This window comes from Ruegeria sp. BHSB064 (assembly GCF_059613205.1).
The window spans coordinates 54,768-73,915 of the sequence record NZ_JBXWSB010000005.1 but is presented as its reverse complement, the minus strand read 5'-3'; the positions used below and the strand labels follow the sequence as shown (position 1 = coordinate 73,915).

Below are 19,148 nucleotides of genomic sequence, written 5' to 3'. Positions count from 1 at the left end.
GAACCGGGCGCGAAAGCGCCAAGAGGGAATGCCATGACCGAACCGAACAGCGCACCGCGTTCATTTCAGGAGATTATCCTGCGGCTTCAGACCTATTGGGCCTCGAAAGGCTGCGCGATTTTGCAGCCCTATGACATGGAGGTCGGGGCAGGGACATTCCATCCTGCGACCACTCTGCGGGCGTTGGGGTCCAAAGCATGGGCCGCAGCTTATGTTCAGCCGTCGCGCCGTCCGACGGATGGGCGCTATGGCGAAAACCCGAACCGTTTGCAGCATTACTATCAGTATCAGGTGCTGATCAAACCCAGCCCGCCCGATCTGCAGGAGCTTTATCTGGGCAGCCTCGAGGCCATCGGCATCGATATGGAGCTGCATGACATCCGGTTTGTCGAGGATGACTGGGAAAGCCCCACCCTGGGCGCTTGGGGTCTGGGTTGGGAAGTCTGGTGTGATGGCATGGAAGTCAGCCAGTTCACCTATTTCCAACAGGTCGGTGGGCATGATTGCGCGCCAGTCTCGGGTGAGCTGACTTATGGTCTGGAACGTCTGGCGATGTATGTGCTGGGTGTCGACCATGTGATGGACATGCCGTTCAATGACCCGCAATCCCCCAGCCCGCTGACTTACGGTGACATCTTCAAACAAACCGAAGAGGAATACGCGCGCTGGAACTTTGACGTCGCCAATACCGAGGTTTTGCTGCGCCATTTCGAAGAGGCCGAAGCTGAATGCGCCGCAATTCTGGCGCAAGAGCATGATGATCCTAAAACCGGCAAGCGCATCATCATGGCGCACCCGGCTTATGATCAATGCATCAAAGCCAGCCACATCTTCAACTTGCTGGATGCGCGTGGCGTGATTTCGGTGACGGAACGACAGGCTTACATCGGCCGTGTGCGGGCATTGGCAAAGCAATGCGCGGATGCGTTTGTTCAAACCGAGGCGGCCGGGTTCCAAGCCTGATGGGCCAATCAGGCCAACCCCGGCAGCAGTGCTTTGAGGCCATCCGCGATCATACTGATCGCGATGGCCGACAAGATCATTCCCATAAAGCGGCTCATGATCACACGCGCGTTGCCCGACAGACGTCCGGCCAGCCATGCTGCATTCCAGAACGTGATCAGCAAAAGGGCAACGACACCCAAGAAAACGCCAGCGAATACAATTGCTTCGACGGGTTTTTTCACGTGATGCGCGTACAGGATCAAAGTCGTAATTGTTCCAGGGCCGACAAGAATGGGAAAGGCCAGAGGGTAAAAGGCGACTGTTTCAGCTGCGTGGTATTCTTCTTTCTCATCCTCAGTTCCATGGTGCGAACTGCTCTCGCTACCGTTGAGCATGTTGAAACCGATCATCAGAACGACCAGACCGCCCGCGACCCGCAAGTGATCGACCGTTATGCCAAACAGGCCAAGCGCCTGACTGCCGATGGCTGCAAACGCTCCACCCAGGATCAGGCAGTAGAGGGATGTTTTGATCGCAACTTTGCGCTGATCGGAGGCGGACAGGTTCTGCGTGACGCTCAGAAATACCGGCAGGTTCGTTACCGGATTCATGATGGCAAAAAGCGCGCCGAAAAATCCAACGGCAAGGGTGGTGTCCATACGGTTCGCCTCGGGTCGTTCTGTTCTGCGCCGAAACGTGGCCTATTTCTGAAACACTTGGAAGTCCTTGCATGAAGGGAAGCATCGAAAGATGACTGGTAAAATTCTGGCGATCATCCTGCTTTTGTCTGCGGCCCTTGCAGGCGCTGGCATGTATTACTTACAGGTCTACGGGTACTATTACGATGTTGAGCCCACTCCGGGTCAGGATGTCGTCTTGTTGGCTGACGCAGCGCAGCCGCCGGTTGCTATTCCTTATTCTTCGTTTCAAGCCATAGACGCAGACAGCTCTCCGATCCGCTTCCGCGCCTGTTTTGAAACCGATGTCGCGCTGGAGGAGTTGCAGGCGACTTATCTGCCAGCAGAAGAAGCAACACCACTGACTGCACCGGGCTGGTTTGACTGTTACGATGCGGTGGGCCTCGCTGACGACCTGAAAACCGGCAAGGCCCAGGCCTTTTTTGGCCAGAAAAATGTGCATTACGGCGTTGATCGCATCGTGGCTGTCACCCAAGACGGCAAAGGCTTTATCTGGCACGTTCTGAACAATTGTGGCGAAAAGGCCTATGACGGTACGGTGGTCGGAGAGGAGTGCCCCCCGCGCCCCGAGAACTGAGGAGGTCGCCTTGGCCGACGCAATAACAATCCCGGATTTCATCACGGCGACTCTGGGCTTTGCAGTTTATCTGCTGGGCGCGCGGATCAACAGCAAGGTTGCGATGCTGCGGCAATTCAATATCCCTGAACCCGTCACGGGTGGACTTCTGGCATCGATTGTCGTTCTGGCCCTGTATCTGGTGTTCAACCTTGAACTGTCCTTCGAGCTGAACACCCGCGATTCCCTGCTGGTTCTGTTTTTCGCCGGAATCGGCCTGAATGCGCGATTTTCTGATTTGATTGCGGGCGGTAAGCCTCTGCTCATCCTCCTGGTTTTGACGCTGGTGACGATCATTGCGCAGAACGTGATCGGAGCGGCAGGCGCGTCGTTGTTTGGCTATCCTGCGCAGGCCGGGGTTCTGTTTGGATCTGCTGCCCTGATTGGCGGACACGGAACCGCGATTGCATGGGCGCCAGAGGTCGCAGGGGCGACCGGTTTGGACGGCGCGACCGAACTGGGCGTTGCGGTTGCCACGTTGGGCCTTGTTCTGGCGGCTTAGGTCGGTGGCCCCATCGCGCGCCTGCTGGTTGAATCGCGCAATCTGACGCCTGATCGACCTGACGAGGAGCACACAGTCGGGCTGCCCGATGATGAGCCAAAGCTTTCGGGCATCGATCATATCTCGATCATGCGCGTTCTGCTGCATCTGAATCTTGCGGTCATTTTTGGCTATGTTCTGGGCGAGGCTATTGCTGCTGCTGGGCTGAAACTGCCCTTATTCGTGCCCTGCCTTCTGATGGGTATCGTGATTTCCAACCTGAGAACGGCCTTGGCACCGTCCGCCCCACCTGTTGCACGGACGCCCTCGCTGGCCTTGATCTCGGAATTTGCACTGGGTGCATTTCTGGCGATGTCCCTGATGAGCCTTCAGCTTTGGACAATTGCCGAATTGGGTATGGCCATTGCGGTGATCATGTCGGCACAGACGCTGTTCACAGTGGCGTTTGTGATCTGGGTGCTGTTTCCGCTTATGGGCTCAAACTACCGCGCGGCGGTGCTGGCTGCGGGCTTTGGGGGCTTTGCTTTGGGGGCTACACCCACCGCTATTGCAAATATGACCGCCGTGACCAAGCGATATGGTCCATCGCCTATTGCCTTTATTGTGCTCCCCCTTGTATCCGCCTTCTTTGTGGATATCGCAAATGCCATCGTCATTCAGACGATCGTCAATTTCTAAGGACCAACAATGCCTGACCTGCTGATCGAACTGTTTTCCGAGGAGATCCCCGCGCGCATGCAGACCCGCGCCGGTGAGGACCTGAAAAAGCGGATCACCGATGGTTTGGTCGAGGCCGGTCTGACCTATGCCGGGGCCGCCGCCCTGACCACGCCGCGCCGCCTGACGCTGGCGGTCGAAGGGCTGTTGGCCGAAAGCCCCACCATTCGCGAAGAGCGTAAAGGCCCCAAGGTCGGCGCGCCGGACAAAGCCATCGAAGGGTTCCTGCGTGGCGCTGGCCTGACCCGCGACCAGCTGGAAGAACGCGACACACCCAAAGGTGCGGTTTACTTTGCCACCATCGAAAAGGCAGGTCGCCCAGCGGCTGATATTGTCGCTGAGGTGCTGGAAGCCACCATCCGCAACTTCCCCTGGCCCAAATCCATGCGGTGGGGCAATGGTGCCATGCGTTGGGTCCGTCCGTTGCATTCGATCCTGTGTATCCTGAATGATGAAGCTGGTTCGCAGGTTGTACCGCTCGAGGTCGAGGGCATCTCGTCCGGGGACACGACCGCAGGCCACCGCTTCATGGCACCGAACCGGTTTTCGGTATCGTCGTTCGAGGACTACGCCGCCCAACTGAAACGCGCCTTTGTTATGCTGTCGCCCGACGAACGGGCTGAGCATATCTGGAACGACGCCCAGAACATGGCCTTTGCCGCTGGTCTGGAAGTTGTCGAGGATAAGGGCCTGTTGGCTGAGGTTGCAGGGCTGGTCGAGTGGCCTGTGGTGCTGATGGGGCAGATCGATGACGAATTCCTCGAATTGCCGCCAGAGGTGCTGCAGACCTCGATGAAGGAACACCAGAAGTTCTTTTCCGTGAAGAACCCCAAAACGGGCCGGATCGAACGTTTCATCACCGTGGCCAACCGCGAAACCGCTGACAATGGCGCGACCATTCTGACTGGGAACCAGAAGGTGCTGTCGGCCCGTCTGGCCGATGCGAAATTCTTCTGGGAGAACGACCTGCGCGTTGCCAAATCGGACATCGCCCAATGGACACGCGCGTTGGAGAACGTGACCTTCCACAACAAGCTGGGTACCCAGGCCGAGCGCATCGACCGCATCGCCGCGCTGGCCCGCGAACTGGCCGCTGTGACCGGTGCGGATGCGGATCAAGCCGAGAAAGCCGCGCGTCTGGCCAAGGCCGATCTGAGTTCCGAGATGGTTTATGAGTTCCCCGAGCTTCAGGGTCTTATGGGCCGCTACTACATCGAAGCCGCTGGTGAGGACACCACTGTGGCCACCGTAGCGCAGGAACACTATTCGCCGCTGGGGCCGTCGGATGACGTCCCGACTGCACCGCTGTCAGTGACCGTCGCGCTGGCCGATAAGCTGGATACTCTGACCGGGTTCTGGGCGATTGATGAGAAGCCGACCGGGTCGAAAGACCCGTTTGCCCTGCGCCGCGCGGCGTTGGGTGTTATTCGGTTGGTTTTGGATAACGATCTGCGCATAAGTTTAGACCGCTTCTTTGATAGCCAGTTAGTGCGGGCAGAGAGCGCCATTAATGAGGCGCTGCCGGATGCAAATGTCCGCGACCTTCTGGAGGAGATCGCGGATCACGGTGTATTTGGCGGGGCTTTTCAGGCTGTCAAAGAAAGAATTGGCGGATTGCCTGCGGCGGCATTTCTTGAGTTGGAGAAAAAGGTTCCTGACGCATCCGACGATCTCCTCTCCTTCTTCCACGACCGCCTCAAAGTCTTCCTTCGCGACGAGGGCATCCGTCACGACATCATCGACGCCTGTATCGCGATGGAGGGGAATGACGACCTCAACCTGCTGGTCAAACGCGCCCGTGCTCTGAACGCGGTGATCGCGACCGAGGATGGTGAAAACCTCGTGCAGGGCTTCAAACGCGCCAACAACATTCTGACGCAGGCCGAAGAAAAGGACGGCGTCGAATACTCCTATGGCGCGGATGTGAAATTTGCCGAAACGGACAGCGAAAAGGCGCTGTTTGCGGCCTTGGATCAGGCGCAGGCGCAGATCGATCCGGCGCTCAAGGCCGAGGATTTCCCGACAGCCATGGCCGCCATGGCCGCGTTGCGCGGGCCGGTGGATGCGTTCTTTGAGGATGTGCAGGTCAATACCGAGAATGACATCCTGCGGCGCAACCGTCTGAACCTGCTCAGCCAGATCCGTCAGGTCTGTTCCAGCGTGGCCGATCTGACCCGTATCGAAGGTTAAAACACCGGGCGCGCGGCAAATGCGCGCCCAGAACGCCCTTGCGCGAAAGGCGCAAGCGCTTATGCTGCACGCAAACCAAAAGGTGCTGCAGTGCAGAATAATCCGCATACCACGCTCATAACATCCGACGCGCCGGTCACGGCCCATACCCATGGCGGGCGGGCCAAGTGCCTGCAACGGCTGGTCCGTCTTGAACTGCCGGTGCCGCGAACGGTCGCGCTGTCCTTTGATTCTGTGCATCAGATTGCCGAAGGCGAGATCCCGAACCTGATCGCAATCCTCGAACAGTTTGACCCGGCAACATTGCTATGTATTCGGCCCAGTTCCGAGGACCCGGATTGGGGCGGACCCGGCGCAGTTCTGAACATCGGAATGAACGATGCACGCTATGTGGATCTGTCAGAAACCATGGGGGCCGAAGCCGCAGCAGCGCTGTATCTGAGATTTGTACAAAGCTATGCCATCCACGTGGCACGCCTGGATCCTGATGTGTTCGACGACATCGAACTGGACGGAAGCGAGGGCCTGCGCCTCTCGTTGCGGGCCTATGAAGATGAAACCGACGAAGCGTTTCCGCAAGACCGCGGAGAGCAGTTGATCGGCGTGTTACGGTCCATGGCGCGGGCGTGGGATGGAACCTCGGCGCGCTTGTTGCGGCAGGCCAAGGGGGCACCGGCGGACGCCGGGCTGGGGCTGGTCATTCAGGAAATGATCCCCGGTGTCGGGCAGGGCGAATGTGGCTCTGGTGTTTTGCAACTGGTCGATTCCACAACCGGGATGCAGCAGATCACCGGTCGATACCTGAGCCAAAGTCAGGGCCGGGATGCGTTGGGCGAAGATGTTGCAGCGTTGTTTCTGGAAAAAGACCCGCGCGGCCCTTCGCTTGAGGAAGTTGCGCCCGAAGCCTTTGCTGAACTCAAGGAACAAGCCGCTTTAATGCGTGCAAAACTTCGCGAAGAAATGCAGGTCGAGTTTGTTATTCAGAACGGCAACGTGCATATTTTGGACGGTGTCCGCGTACAGCGCAGCGCGCGTGCGGCCATGCGAATTGCGGTGCGTTTGGCCGAGGATGGTATCATTCCGTCGCAAGAGGCGGTCATGCGCGTGGATCCTCATGCGCTGAACGAATTGCTGCACCGGCAAGTGCACCCTGATGCCAAGCGCGATGTGTTGACAACAGCCATCGGGGCCAGCCCCGGTGCCTCGACCGGCAAGATCGTGTTTACTTCGGCCGAAGCGCAAGCCAGCGCGGCCCGTGGTGAAGCCTGTGTTCTGGTGCGTCGCGAAACCTCACCCGAGGATGTGCGCGGGATGCACGCGGCTGTGGCGGTTCTGACGGAAAAAGGCGGAATGACCAGTCACGCAGCGGTGATAGGGCGCGGGCTTGGATTGCCCTGCATCGTCGGTGCGTCAGACATGCGGTTTCAGACAAAGAAGAAGATGCTGACGGCTCCAGATGGTCGTGTCTTTAAAACCGGCGATGTTTTGACCATCGATGGCAGCTCGGGTCAAGTTTTGGCGGGGCAACCCGCAATGCTCGAGGCTGCGCTGGACGATTGTTTTCAAACTTTGATGGCCTGGGCCGATGCAGAGCGTGATATCGATATTCGCGCCAATGCCGACACACCCGCCGACGCGCAGACTGCCCGGAATTTCGAAGCGCAGGGGATTGGTCTGTGCCGCACCGAGCATATGTTTTTTGACCCCGGTCGACTGATCGTGATGCGCGAAATGATCTTTGCGCAAACCTCGTCCGGTCGCGCAGCGGTATTGGAACGTCTGTTGCCAATGCAACGCGAAGATTTCGTGCAACTTTTCCGCATCATGGAAGGTAAGCCGGTCTGTATTCGTCTGTTCGACCCACCGCTGCACGAGTTTCTGCCCACGACCCGCAGCGGGCAAAGAGAATTAGCCGAAGCACTTGATCTGCCTGTTTCAGATGTCGAGCGCCGCGTTGCTGCCATGAGCGAATACAACCCAATGCTGGGTCTGCGCGGCGTGCGTCTGGGCGTAACCGTGCCGGAAATCTACGACATGCAGGCGCGCGCGATTTTCGAAGCAACGTTGGAGGCCCGGAAAAACGGGGCTGCAGTCGTGCCCGAGGTCATGATCCCTCTGGTTTCGGCAAAGCGCGAGGTTGAGCTGGTTAAATCCCGCATCGACTCGGTCGCCGCCGCCGTTGAGTCCGAGCAGGGGCAGGAGTTTGACTATCGGCTAGGTGTCATGGTTGAAACCCCACGCGCCTGTTTGCGGGCAGAAGAGATCGCCCCGCAAACGGCGTTTATGAGTTTTGGGACAAACGACCTGACTCAGATGACCTATGGCTTGTCGCGGGACGATGCTGGTCGGTTTATGTCAGCCTACGTGCGGCAGGGTGTCTTCGGTGAAGACCCATTTCATGTCCTTGACCCTGATGGGGTAGGAGAGTTGCTGAGGCTGGGTGCCGAACGCGGACGCGCTGCAAAACCGGATGTGACCTTGTCTGTGTGCGGCGAACATGGCGGAAACCCCGAATCAATCGCGATTTGCCGGGATCTGGGGTTTGACTATGTGTCATGCTCTCCGTTCCGGGTTCCGGTCGCTCGGCTGGCTGCCGCTCAACTGGCGATTTCGTCCAGACTTGGGGGTTGACAGAGCACGTTATCCCAAGGATTAGTGGGTTATCTGATCACTCGTGGGCGAATTAATTCTTCGCGACGGGCGGATTTTTACTTGCTTTTTCCGAAAGACTGGACCTTTGCGCTCGATTGCGCTAGATGCCTCGTCGCGCCCGCCGGGGGAGGGTATGGCGCGAGAAGTGCCTGTGCGAGGTTATCTGATGCTACGTTATATACTGGCTGCTGCCACTTTGGCGGCAACCATGCTGCCAACTGCGTCCTTCGCCGAGAGGGAAGCAACCGAAACTGCCAAGAACGAACTTGTGGCCCGTAACGAATTGCCGGGTCAGAGCTTTCGTGACTACTTCAAGTTGTTCCAGCCGCGCAAAGCCGCCGAACCTGTTGAAGTTACCTATTCCAAGGACTGGCTTGACCAACAACCTAAGGCCACCGGTGGTGAAAACTGGAAGTGCCTGTCCGAGGCGTTGTACTTTGAAGCGCGTGGTGAAAGCGTGCGCGGACAGTTCGCTGTGGCCGAGGTTATCCTGAACCGGGTCAAAAGCAGCCGCTTTCCGGACTCACTCTGCGGTGTAATCCGCCAAGGTACAGGCAAAAAATACCAGTGCCAGTTCACATACACATGCGATGGCCGCAAGGAAGTCATCCATGAAAAGAAAGCCTATGAGCGCGTGTCGAAAGTGGCCCGTGCCGCGATTGACGGTATCGCCAAAGAGCTGACCGAAGGGGCGACCCACTATCACACCACCGCAGTGCGCCCGTCCTGGTCGCGCGTTTACAAGCAGACTGCGCGGATTGGTGTGCACATCTTCTATCGCCACAACTATCGGACAGCGAGCAACTGATTGACGCACCCGCGCTGGAAGCTTGATGGCGCGGGGAAAGTTGCAGTCTATATTACGGGCCAGGAGGCCCGTAATGCTTTTTACACGAAGACACATTCTGAAAACGGCTGCTGCAGCCGCGATGCTGCCGCTTGCGGCGCGGGCCGCTTTTCCGTCGCTCGAAGCGCGCGAAGCCCGGCAACGTGTTGCGCCCAACGGGTTTCCTGACACGACAGTGTGGAGTTTCGATGGCTCGGTCCCCGGAACCAGCATAAGGGTCGGGCAAGGCGCGCGTGTTCAGCGCACGCTTGTAAATCAGCTTCCCCAACCGACTTCAGTTCATTGGCACGGAATCCGCATAGAAAACGCCATGGATGGCGTGCCCGGTCTGACGCAAGATGCGGTCGAAAAGGGAAACTCTTTTGACTACGACTTCGTCGCCCCTGATGCCGGGACGTATTGGTATCATGCGCATAACAGATCAATGGAACAGGTTGCACGGGGCCTTTACGGGCCGCTGATCGTGGAGGAGGCGCAAACGCCAGATATCGATCAGGACCTTATACTGATGCTGGATGATTGGCGGTTAGACCCTGAAACGGCTCAGATAACAGACGATTTCAATAACGGCCATGATCTGAGCCATGCGGGTCGGCTTGGCAATATCGTCACCGTAAACGGGTCGTTTGATCCGGCGTTTTCTGTGCAAAGGCATGAACGCCTTCGACTGCGATTGATCAATGCCTCTAACGCCCGGATCTATGATCTGGATCTCGACGGTCTTTCAGGTTGGATCGTTGCCTTGGACGGGATGCCATTGGAAACTCCGCTGGAACTGTCAGGATCGCTCCCACTGGCACCTGCACAACGTGCGGATCTGATTGTTGATGTCGTCACCGAGGGCGAAACCGCCAATCTCGTCAGTGTTGAACGGGATGGTGCCTTTGGTCTGGCGCGTTTCGACGTTACAGGCGATGCCGCAAAGGCGCAAAGGCAGAGCGTGTCAGCATTGCCGCCTAATCCTTTGCCGGAAATCAAGAATATTGAAGATGCACCTTTGCATAGAATGGTTTTGCAGGGTGGCGCGATGCGATGGTTGGAAAGTGCGCGGCTTGGCGCAACCGAGTTGTCAGGCCGTGAGCTGGCACAGTTGGATCGATTCTGGGCGCTGAACGGCCATGCCGAACGCCCCGATGATCCATTTCTGGATGCCGCAATCGGCAGTCTGCACAGGGTTGAGTTCGTGAATGAAACAGCCTTTCCGCACGCGATTCACTTGCATGGGCATCACTTCCGCTTGGTTCTGGATGACGGTTCCCTTGGCCCTTGGCGTGACACCGTTCTGGTGGGTCGGGGGCAGACCCGCCAGATTGCGTTGGTTGCGGACAATCCGGGCGACTGGCTGTTGCATTGCCATATGCTGGGACATGCCGCATCCGGGATGATGAGTTGGTTTAGGGTCACCTGACGCCGCAATCGGCGGTTGGAATGGCGCTTGTATGAGTGCTATAGGCGCGGGCAAAGCCTATAGTAGGCAATCTTTGCAACGAGCCCAAAAAGGCCTGACCCATGAGTTCTGAAATCCGCCTGGCATTCGCACACCCCTCTGAGAGGTCCGAGGCGACCTCTCCCCGAGGACCGCTGGATCGCATTTCGCTGCGCGATCACATCGTCGAAGTCGAGATCGGTGCCTTTCAGGCCGAGCGCGGTACGACCCAAAGGATTTGCTTTAACATCGTGGTCGAGGTGCGCCCGCTGACCGCCGATATTGACGACGATGTGGACCGCATTCTGTCCTATGACCGCGTTACCGAAGCGATTGCTTTTGAATTGGCCGCAGAACGTTTGAACTTGCTTGAGACGTTGGCGGAACGTGTGGCGGAACGTATTCTGCTTGAGCCTCAGGCCGTAAGAGTCTTTGTTCGCATCGAAAAACTGGATCGCGGTCCGGGGGCTTTGGGTGTCGAAATCGTGCGTGGTAAGGACTCGGTTCACCATGAAGTGGTCGAAGAGGAACGCCCCCATCCGCGCCTTGTGTATCTGTCGAATGAAGCCATTTCCTCGGACAATCTGACCGGTTGGATCGACCAGTTGGAGAACCGCCAGCGCCCGTTGATCCTGTGCGTCGGGGCGTCGGACCTGGCCGCGCCGCAGACCGGCCACGCGATGACGCAGCGCCGTATCGATTTGTTGGCCATTGAGCAAAATGCTTGGGTTCTGGCGGCACGAGATCACCGTTGTGTTGTGGTTTCCACCCGGACGGAATTGGATTGGGCGATGAAGAATGGTCAGATCTGTGTTTGGGCCCCGTCCAAGATCGTTTTGGACGCTGTGGATGGCCCTTCTGCCGCACCATCGGATGCAGTGGCCCTTGCGGCTTGGTTCGCAGCGACCTTTGAAGCCAGTGAGATGATGGTGATCGGCGGCGCATTGCCGAAAGAACCCAAAACGCCCTTGCGTGCCGTTGCCGTGGATCAGGCCCAGCTGTGACTGTCTACTACAGACCACTGGTTCAGCATGGTCCTGCACGTCCTGCAGGTGCTGTGCCGCTGGCGGGGCAACCGCTCTGGTTTACCCGTGTTGAAGTCTTGCGGCGCGGGGCGGCCCCTGAGATTGTTGCAGTGTCCGAGGTTCCGTCTGACCATCTGGGCCGTTTGACTCAAGCGCGAGCAGACATTGCGGGTCTGGATATGCAGGTGCCGCAAATCATGGGCATTCTGAATGCCACGCCCGACAGTTTTTCGGATGGGGGCGTCCACAGCTCGGCAGAAGCCGCGCGTACCGCCGCCGCAGATATGGTCGCGCAAGGGGCCACGATTTTGGATGTTGGTGGGGAATCTACCCGCCCCGGCGCTGATTTTGTTCCCTCTGAGCAAGAGATTGAACGCACCCGACCTGTGATCGAAGCGATCCGGGCGGAAACCGATGCCTTGATCTCGATCGACACGCGCAAAGCCAGCGTCGCCGAAGCGGCTTGCGCGGCCGGAGCTGGTTTGGTGAACGATGTCTCAGGCTTTACCTTTGATCCGGACCTGGCGCCGCTCTGTGCGCAACAGGGCGTACCTGTTTGTGTCATGCACATGCAGGGCGATCCGGCCACGATGCAGGACAATCCGCAATACAACAACGTCTTGCTGGATGTGTACGACTTTCTGGAAAATCAAATTGCGTTGCTGGAGGGCCTTGGCCTCAGCCGTGATCTGATCGTTGTTGATCCCGGTATTGGCTTCGGCAAGACCGAGGATCACAATCTGACCCTTCTGCGCAATCTCAGCTTGTTTCACGGGTTAGGCTGCCCGATCCTGCTGGGTGTGTCGCGCAAAGGTTTCATCGGCTCTATTGGGCAAGAGCCGCGCAAGACAGCGCGCGCACCGGGATCAATTGCCGTGGCTCTGGCTGGATTGTCTCAGGGCGTGCAAATCATTCGCGTTCATGACGTGGCAGAGACCGCTCAGGCCTTGCGCCTATGGGCTGCTGTCCGGTAATCCGGTTTCACGAAAAATCACGGAGTGACACTCATGCGCAAGCTGTTCGGAACCGACGGGGTGCGGGGCACCGCCAACACGCATCCGATGACGGCGGAAATGGCCTTGCGCATCGGGGCTGCGGTCGGGCGTTACTTTCGCCGTGACACGACAGGTGTACACCGGGTTGTCATTGGCAAGGACACACGTCTGTCCGGTTACATGCTGGAAAATGCGCTGACCGCGGGTTTGACCTCGACGGGTATGAACGTGCTGCTGTTGGGCCCCGTACCAACGCCTGCCGTTGGTCTCATGACGCGGTCCATGCGTGCCGATCTTGGCGTCATGATCTCGGCCAGTCACAACCCGGCTGAAGACAACGGCATCAAATTCTTTGGGCCCGATGGTTACAAACTGTCGGATCAGGCCGAGATCGAGATTGAAAGGCTGATCGACGAAGGCGTCCAACCCGCTCAGGCACAAAATATCGGCCGGGCGCGTCGTGTCGATGATGCGCGGTTCCGCTATGGTGAGCGTGTGAAGTCATCCTTGCCCCGTGACGTGAGTTTGGATGGTCTGAAAGTGGTGATAGATTGCGCGAACGGCGCGGCCCATCGCACTGCGCCCGAAGTTCTGTGGGAACTGGGCGCTGATGTTATTCCGGTAGGTGTCTCGCCCAACGGCAAGAATATTAACCTCAACTGTGGATCGACCAAGCCGCAACTGGCGGCAGAAACGGTTGTGGCCCATGGGGCAGATGTTGGCATTTGTCTGGATGGCGATGCGGACCGGGTGGTTGTGGTTGACGAAACCGGTCAGGTGGCCGACGGCGATCAGCTTATGGCGCTGCTTGCGACGGCATGGAAGAGGTCGGATCAGTTGAAAGGCGATGCTCTGGTGGCGACTGTGATGTCCAATCTGGGCCTAGAACGTCATCTGACAGGGCAAGGGTTGCGTCTGGAGCGCACTGCTGTCGGCGACCGCTATGTGGTCGAGCGGATGCGGGAAGGCGGGTTCAACTTGGGCGGCGAACAATCCGGCCATATCGTGATGAGCGATTATGCCACCACCGGTGACGGGCTTATGGCGGGCCTGCATTTTCTGGCGGAGATGGTTTTGTCGGGGCGCAAGGCGTCCGATCTTTCGAAACAGTTCGAAACGGTGCCGCAGCTGTTGAAAAATGTGCGCTATGCCAGCGGGCAAACCCCACTGGAGGTTCAGAGCGTTCAGGCCGCCATCGCCGATGCCGAAGCGCGGCTGAACGGGCAGGGCCGGTTGCTGATCCGCAAATCCGGGACCGAACCGCTAATTCGCGTCATGGCCGAGTGCGAAGACGATGGGTTGCTGACCCAAGTTGTCGACAGCATCGTAGCTGAGGTTGAAGCTGCCGCTGGCTAGTGTCCGAACAAAACCTTGCGCAGGCTGAACCATTGGCTGATTGCCATGCCAGTCAGGATAAGGCTAAGGGCGATGTAAAAGCGCAGGGGCAGGGCCTCGGACAAAATCCACGCGCCGAACACCATCGACCAGATCGGTACTTGATAATTCACCAATGTCAGGAAAACCGATCCTGCGCTGCGGGTGATCGAAACGCGCAGCAGGGTGGCAAAAGCGGTTGGGACCAGCCCCAACACAATCAAGGCGATTGTCGGGCGTGGTCCTTGCCACGTCGGCAGACCTTCGGTGAGCAGCATGATGGGTAAAAGAATCACGGCCCCGACAACCAGTGTCAGGGCCGCCAGCACCACGGGGTCAACCGGGGGGCAACGTCGGGTTATCACAGAAGAACTGGCGTAACACAGCGCGGCTGTGATGCAGGCCAATTGTGCCAACGGTTCCGCCCCTTGACCCAGCTTTGCAAGGCCGGGACCGATCAGGACCAATGCGCCTGAGAACCCAAGGCACACCCCCAGAAAACGACGCAGGTTCAGCGGTTCATCCGAGAAGAAATGCGCAAGCGGCAGCACCATCAGCGGGATTGCGGCCATGGACAGCCCCGCAAAAGCCGAGGGCACAAATTGCTGTCCCCAACTCAGCAACATGAATGGCACGGCCGTAGAAAGGACACCGATCAGCACAATCGAAGTGCTGAGCGCGGGTGTCAGAACCGGCAGTTTGCGACCGGTTGCCCACATCAAAAGCAGCAGGGTCACAGCGCCCAGCGTCGTCCGAGAGGTCGCGACCGTGATCGGGCCATAGCCCTCAAGCGCCATGGCAACGACCATGAACGTCGCGCCCCAGATCAGGCCCAGCGTGAAAACGCCGCTCCAGTCCTGTTTTGTAGGCTGTGGCACCATTGGTCTGTCCTGCCGGGGCTGCGTGAAACTGCGAAAAAGGTAAATCTGACCGGGTGTTTATGTGCTGCGCCGCTTTTTTGTGCAAACGAAAAAGGGCGACCACCGGGGCCGCCCTTGTGCTGACAAAGGTCAGACTTAGTTCTTTTCTTTGTCGACCATTTTGCCGGCCGAAATCCACGGCATCATGCCGCGCAGTTTGGCGCCGGTTTCTTCGATCATGTGCTCGTCATTGGCGCGGCGCGACGCTTTGATGGTCGGCTGGCCAACAGCGTTTTCCAGCATGAAGTCGCGAACAAATTTACCCTGCTGGATATCGTTCAGAACCTCTTTCATGCGTGCTTTGGTTTCGTCGTATTTCAGGATACGCGGGCCAGTGACATACTGGCCGTATTCGGCGGTGTTCGAGATCGAGTAATCCATGTTGGCGATGCCGCCTTCGTAGATCAGGTCAACGATCAGCTTCACTTCGTGCAGACATTCGAAATAGGCCATTTCCGGCGCGTAACCGGCCTCGACCAGCGTTTCAAAGCCGCAGCGGATCAGTTCGACCAGACCGCCGCACAGAACGGCCTGCTCGCCGAACAGGTCGGTTTCACATTCTTCGCGGAAGTTGGTTTCGATGATGCCCGAGCGACCGCCGCCAATGGCCGAGCAGTAGGACAGGCCGATTTCCAGCGCTTTGCCGGTTGCGTCATTGTCAACGGCGACCAGGCAGGGCACGCCGCCGCCTTTGGTGTATTCGCCACGTACGGTGTGACCGGGGCCTTTGGGCGCCATCATGATGACGTCAACGCCTTCTTTCGGCTCGATCAGGCCGAAATGGACGTTCAGGCCGTGGGCGAATGCGATCGCGGCACCCGGCTTGATGTTGTCGTGGACGTATTTCTTGTAGGTTTCAGCCTGCAGCTCGTCGGGCATGGTGAACATGATGACGTCACACCAGGCCGCCGCTTCGGCGATGCCCATGACTTCCAGACCTTCAGCTTCGGCTTTCTTTGCCGAAGGTGAGCCTTCGCGCAGGGCGATGACCAGGTTCTTGGCACCCGAGTCACGCAGGTTCAGCGCGTGGGCGTGACCTTGCGAGCCATAGCCCAGGATGGCCACTTTTTTGTCTTTGATCAGGTTGATATCGCAATCGCGATCGTAATAGACGCGCATTTCGCCGGTCCTTTCAGGTTAGATTGCGGCGGTTTTACACGCCTGATCGTGTATTGGCGATAGCGCTGGGCTTGAGTATTTGTGAAAAAGGTGAAGAATAATTCGAAAAGAGCGAGAAAAGTAAAAAAATCATGCTTGATGACATAGATCGGCGCATCCTGCGCCATTTTCAGGCCGCGCCAAGCCTGACAACAGCGGAATTGGCTGATCTGTGCCGGATCAGCGCCGGTGTCTGTTGGCGACGGATCGAAAAGATGCAGGCGGCAGGGATCATCGAGGGACAAGAGGCCGTGATTGACTGGACAGCGATGGGATATGCCGTCGAGGTGTCGCTTCGGATCTCGCTGGACAAGACACAGGCGCGGGCCTTTGACGAGTTTACCGAGGCCGCGCGAGAGGTGGCCGAAGTGGTCGAGATCCAGACCTTTCTGGGGCGTGTAGATGTACGCCTTTCGGTCATTGCGAAGGATATGAACCACTACCAACAGCTGTACCGCGACCGGATTCTGACCTTGCCCCATATCGCGGACATCGAAGCGCTGATGCACATCGCGCGGGTCAAAAGGGATGAGGTGCTGCCGGTATGATCGAGTTGGACGAAGTTGACCGCCGGTTGCTGCGCGCTCTGCAGCAGGACGCGACACAAAGTGCTGGTGCGTTGGGGCGCAGGTTTGGATTGTCTCAACCCGCCACCTGGAGGCGTATCCGCCGGCTGGAGGAAGCAGGGATCATCAAGGGGCGGCGATTGCGACTGAACGCCGAGGCGCTTGGATTTGGTGTAACGGTTTTTCTGGGCGTTAAACTCGGACGAAAAGGTCAGATCAGTCTTGAGGATTTTGAGCGCGCCGTAAGTGCCATTCCCGAGGTGCAGACCGTCGAGCATGTTCTGGGCTTGTATGATTATCGTCTGCGTGTCGTTGCACGGGATCTATCTGATTTCGAACGCGTGTTGCGGCGCCGGATCATGACCTTGCCCGGCGCAGGGGATGTCGAGGCAAACGTTTTGCTGAGCGAAGAACGTTTGCCCGGACCGCTTGGTTGAACTGCTTCAGTATTTCGTACGGATGCAGTATCCGGGATGGTGCGTCATGCGCGCGAAAGTCAGAGGCTTATCTTCTTTCCAAGTGGTGCGTTCCATCTGAATCATGGAGGTGCCCGTTGTGGTGCCCATGAACTCCGCCAGTTTTGCGTCGGCTGAGATTGCGCAGAAGGCGATTTCGGCCTCGGTGAATGGTGCTGCATTCAGCAACCATTCGTGGGGGCCGTGCTCGCTCAGGTCTGCGGTTTCCACATCCGGCACAGCGTCGATATTGATCCAGCGCTCTTCCAACTGAAACGGCCGGTTGTCCGCGTAATGCATACAAATGACATGCAGAACGCGCATGTCATGAGGTATGTCCAATTGCGAAGACAGCCAGCCGGGGCTTTCCACAAGGTTTCGCTCGACCAAAGCATACCGATAGGTTGCGTTTTGGCTTTCAACCATTTGACGGGCCAGCGAAAACTCAAGCTTGGCATGTTTGCTGGGTTCTTTCTTGACCCGCGTTCCGCTTTTGCGTTTGCGCTCAACAAATCCCTGTTCGGCCAATTCCCTCAGGGCGCGATTGACTGTGGCACGTGCGCAATTGAATTCTTCTGCCAATTGCGTTTCGGTTGGTAAAAGCGATCCTTGTGGCCAGACGCGGCTTTCAATACGCCGTTTAACTTCGTCTCGAACGGACTGGAAGCTTATCCGCTTTTGTATAGTCACGGGTAGAATTATCCCTTCAAGTATAAAGTGTGTGCATCTGTTCAGAAGCAAGCAGAAGTGTAAAGGGGAAGGTGACACTACTTGGCGTCATTTATGGGTTTTTCAGCAGGATCTGGTGCTGCATTTGCAAATTTAAGCTGCATGCCGTTGCGTCACTTTTTGTCGCGAAAGTGCTTTACGGAGGCAGGCAAAGAGATCAGGTTCTCGAAAACGTTTTTGGAAAGGATGAGGAATGCCAGCGCTATTGGATACCGTTGACCCGAACGGGCTTGAAGAGTTTTCGGTGGTGTTCACCGATCGTTCGCTGAACCACATGTCGCAGAAGTTCCAACAGGTCATGCGCGACATCTCGGACATGTTGAAAGAGGTGTATAACGCTGAAGGCGTCGCGGTTATTCCGGGCGGTGGCACCTATGCCATGGAGGCCGTAGCCCGTCAGTTTGCGCGTGGGGCGGATGTTTTGGTGGTTCGGAACGGGTGGTTCTCGTACCGGTGGAGCCAGATCATCGAAAGCGGCTCCCTGACGCAAAGCGCCACAGTTATGAAGGCCCGTCAGACGGGCAATTCCACCCCGTCGCCCTTTGCACCGGCCCCCATTGAAGAAGTCGTTGACGCCATTCGGTCGCAAAAACCGAGTGTCGTGTTCGCCCCGCATGTTGAAACATCCGCGGGTGTGATTTTGCCGGATGATTATGTGACCGCTTTGGCAGATGCCGCGCATGAGGTTGGCGCGCTGATGGTGTTGGATTGCATCGCGTCCGGATGTGCCTGGGTGGATATGAAGGCGACAGGAGTCGACGTACTGATTTCTGCCCCCCAGAAAGGGTGGAGCGCATCGCCTTGTGCTGGCCTTGTCATGCTGTCAGAGAGAGGTGAAGCGCGTTTACAGGAAACAGACTCCGACAGTTTTGCGGTGGATCTGAAGAAGTGGCGTCAGATCATGCAGGCCTATGAAAATGGCGGTCATGCCTATCACGCGACCATGCCAACGGACGCGTTGCTGGCCTTCCGCGATACCATGGCGGAGACCAAAGACTATGGGTTCGAGAAACTGCGTTCTGCGCAATGGGCGTTGGGAGATGGTGTGCGGTCCTTGTTAAAGGACAAAGGCATCATTTCTGTGGCTGCAGACGGTTTTGGCGCGCCCGGCGTAGTCGTCAGCTATACCTCGGACCCCGACATCCAGAACGGCAAGAAATTTGCAGCGCTTGGAATGCAGATTGCTGCTGGCGTGCCCCTGCAATGTGATGAGCCCGAAGGGTTCAGCACCTTCCGTCTGGGTCTGTTCGGGCTCGACAAGCTTTATGATGTGGACGCAACCATCGCGCGTTTGAAACGGGTGCTGGATCAGGTTCTGTAAACGAACCGGGCC

General features: G+C 57.7%; 16 protein-coding genes and 1 pseudogene. 13 read left to right on the top strand and 4 right to left on the bottom strand.

Features of this window, described 5'->3' with window-relative positions; all coding sequences use genetic code 11:
- The first annotated feature begins 33 nt into the window (after positions 1 to 33).
- Positions 34 to 963: a glycine--tRNA ligase subunit alpha gene (locus tag AC2FNU_RS02335; protein WP_496784523.1), complete on the top strand. Its 930-nt coding sequence runs from the start codon at positions 34 to 36 to the stop codon at positions 961 to 963.
- An 8-nt stretch (positions 964 to 971) separates the two neighbouring features.
- On the opposite strand, the gene AC2FNU_RS02330 is transcribed toward AC2FNU_RS02335, so the two are convergent.
- On the bottom strand, positions 972 to 1,604 hold the full coding sequence (locus AC2FNU_RS02330) for a MarC family protein (protein WP_496784522.1): 633 nt from the start codon (positions 1,602 to 1,604) through the stop codon (positions 972 to 974).
- Positions 1,605 to 1,695: 91 nt separating this feature from the next.
- Here AC2FNU_RS02330 and AC2FNU_RS02325 point away from each other — a divergent pair, with 91 nt between their 5' ends.
- The 9 genes and pseudogenes from AC2FNU_RS02325 (at position 1,696) to glmM (ending at position 13,969) form a co-directional block, all read left to right on the top strand.
- Positions 1,696 to 2,220 (top strand): DUF6446 family protein, encoded by a 525-nt coding sequence (locus AC2FNU_RS02325; protein WP_496784521.1) that lies wholly within the window; start codon positions 1,696 to 1,698, stop codon positions 2,218 to 2,220.
- Between the two features lie 10 nt (positions 2,221 to 2,230).
- Positions 2,231 to 3,439 (top strand): annotated as a pseudogene (gene gltS, locus AC2FNU_RS02320) (sodium/glutamate symporter).
- 9 nt (positions 3,440 to 3,448) lie between these two features.
- Positions 3,449 to 5,668: a glycine--tRNA ligase subunit beta gene (glyS, locus tag AC2FNU_RS02315; RefSeq protein ID WP_496784520.1), complete on the top strand. Its 2,220-nt coding sequence runs from the start codon at positions 3,449 to 3,451 to the stop codon at positions 5,666 to 5,668.
- A gap of 90 nt (positions 5,669 to 5,758) precedes the next feature.
- Positions 5,759 to 8,299 carry a putative PEP-binding protein gene (locus AC2FNU_RS02310; RefSeq protein ID WP_496784519.1) on the top strand — a complete coding sequence of 847 codons (2,541 nt, stop codon included), beginning with the start codon at positions 5,759 to 5,761 and terminating at the stop codon, positions 8,297 to 8,299.
- A 187-nt stretch (positions 8,300 to 8,486) separates the two neighbouring features.
- Positions 8,487 to 9,128 carry a cell wall hydrolase gene (locus AC2FNU_RS02305; protein WP_496784518.1) on the top strand — a complete coding sequence of 214 codons (642 nt, stop codon included), beginning with the start codon at positions 8,487 to 8,489 and terminating at the stop codon, positions 9,126 to 9,128.
- 73 nt (positions 9,129 to 9,201) lie between these two features.
- A complete protein-coding gene (locus AC2FNU_RS02300; protein WP_496784517.1) occupies positions 9,202 to 10,575 on the top strand; it encodes a multicopper oxidase family protein in 1,374 nt (457 codons plus the stop codon).
- Positions 10,576 to 10,676: 101 nt separating this feature from the next.
- Positions 10,677 to 11,597 (top strand): dihydroneopterin aldolase, encoded by a 921-nt coding sequence (locus AC2FNU_RS02295; protein ID WP_480798722.1) that lies wholly within the window; start codon positions 10,677 to 10,679, stop codon positions 11,595 to 11,597.
- Positions 11,594 to 12,592, top strand: a complete 999-nt coding sequence (gene folP, locus AC2FNU_RS02290) for a dihydropteroate synthase (RefSeq protein ID WP_496784516.1) — start codon at positions 11,594 to 11,596, stop codon at positions 12,590 to 12,592. Before AC2FNU_RS02295 ends, folP begins: the two co-directional genes overlap by 4 nt.
- Positions 12,593 to 12,625: 33 nt before the next feature.
- Positions 12,626 to 13,969 carry a phosphoglucosamine mutase gene (gene glmM / locus AC2FNU_RS02285; RefSeq protein WP_496784515.1) on the top strand — a complete coding sequence of 448 codons (1,344 nt, stop codon included), beginning with the start codon at positions 12,626 to 12,628 and terminating at the stop codon, positions 13,967 to 13,969.
- Here glmM and AC2FNU_RS02280 read toward each other — a convergent pair.
- Both AC2FNU_RS02280 and ilvC read right to left on the bottom strand, forming a co-directional pair.
- A complete protein-coding gene (locus AC2FNU_RS02280; protein WP_496784514.1) occupies positions 13,966 to 14,868 on the bottom strand; it encodes a DMT family transporter in 903 nt (300 codons plus the stop codon). The two genes, glmM and AC2FNU_RS02280, sit on opposite strands and share 4 nt — an antisense overlap.
- A gap of 135 nt (positions 14,869 to 15,003) precedes the next feature.
- Complete coding sequence (ilvC, locus tag AC2FNU_RS02275; RefSeq protein WP_039534886.1) at positions 15,004 to 16,026, bottom strand: ketol-acid reductoisomerase; 1,023 nt, start codon at positions 16,024 to 16,026, stop codon at positions 15,004 to 15,006.
- Between the two features lie 131 nt (positions 16,027 to 16,157).
- On the opposite strand from ilvC, the gene AC2FNU_RS02270 reads away from it, so the two are divergent.
- Positions 16,158 to 16,613, top strand: coding sequence for an Lrp/AsnC family transcriptional regulator (locus AC2FNU_RS02270; RefSeq protein ID WP_496784513.1), 456 nt, complete (start codon positions 16,158 to 16,160; stop codon positions 16,611 to 16,613).
- On the top strand, positions 16,610 to 17,068 hold the full coding sequence (locus AC2FNU_RS02265) for an Lrp/AsnC family transcriptional regulator (protein WP_171089391.1): 459 nt from the start codon (positions 16,610 to 16,612) through the stop codon (positions 17,066 to 17,068). Before AC2FNU_RS02270 ends, AC2FNU_RS02265 begins: the two co-directional genes overlap by 4 nt.
- Positions 17,069 to 17,074: 6 nt before the next feature.
- Here AC2FNU_RS02265 and hutC read toward each other — a convergent pair whose 3' ends face one another.
- Positions 17,075 to 17,776: a histidine utilization transcriptional repressor HutC gene (gene hutC, locus AC2FNU_RS02260; protein ID WP_496784512.1), complete on the bottom strand. Its 702-nt coding sequence runs from the start codon at positions 17,774 to 17,776 to the stop codon at positions 17,075 to 17,077.
- Between the two features lie 232 nt (positions 17,777 to 18,008).
- Between hutC and AC2FNU_RS02255 the strand changes: the two genes are divergently transcribed.
- Positions 18,009 to 19,136, top strand: coding sequence for an aminotransferase class V-fold PLP-dependent enzyme (locus AC2FNU_RS02255; protein WP_496784511.1), 1,128 nt, complete (start codon positions 18,009 to 18,011; stop codon positions 19,134 to 19,136).
- Positions 19,137 to 19,148 lie beyond the last annotated feature (12 nt).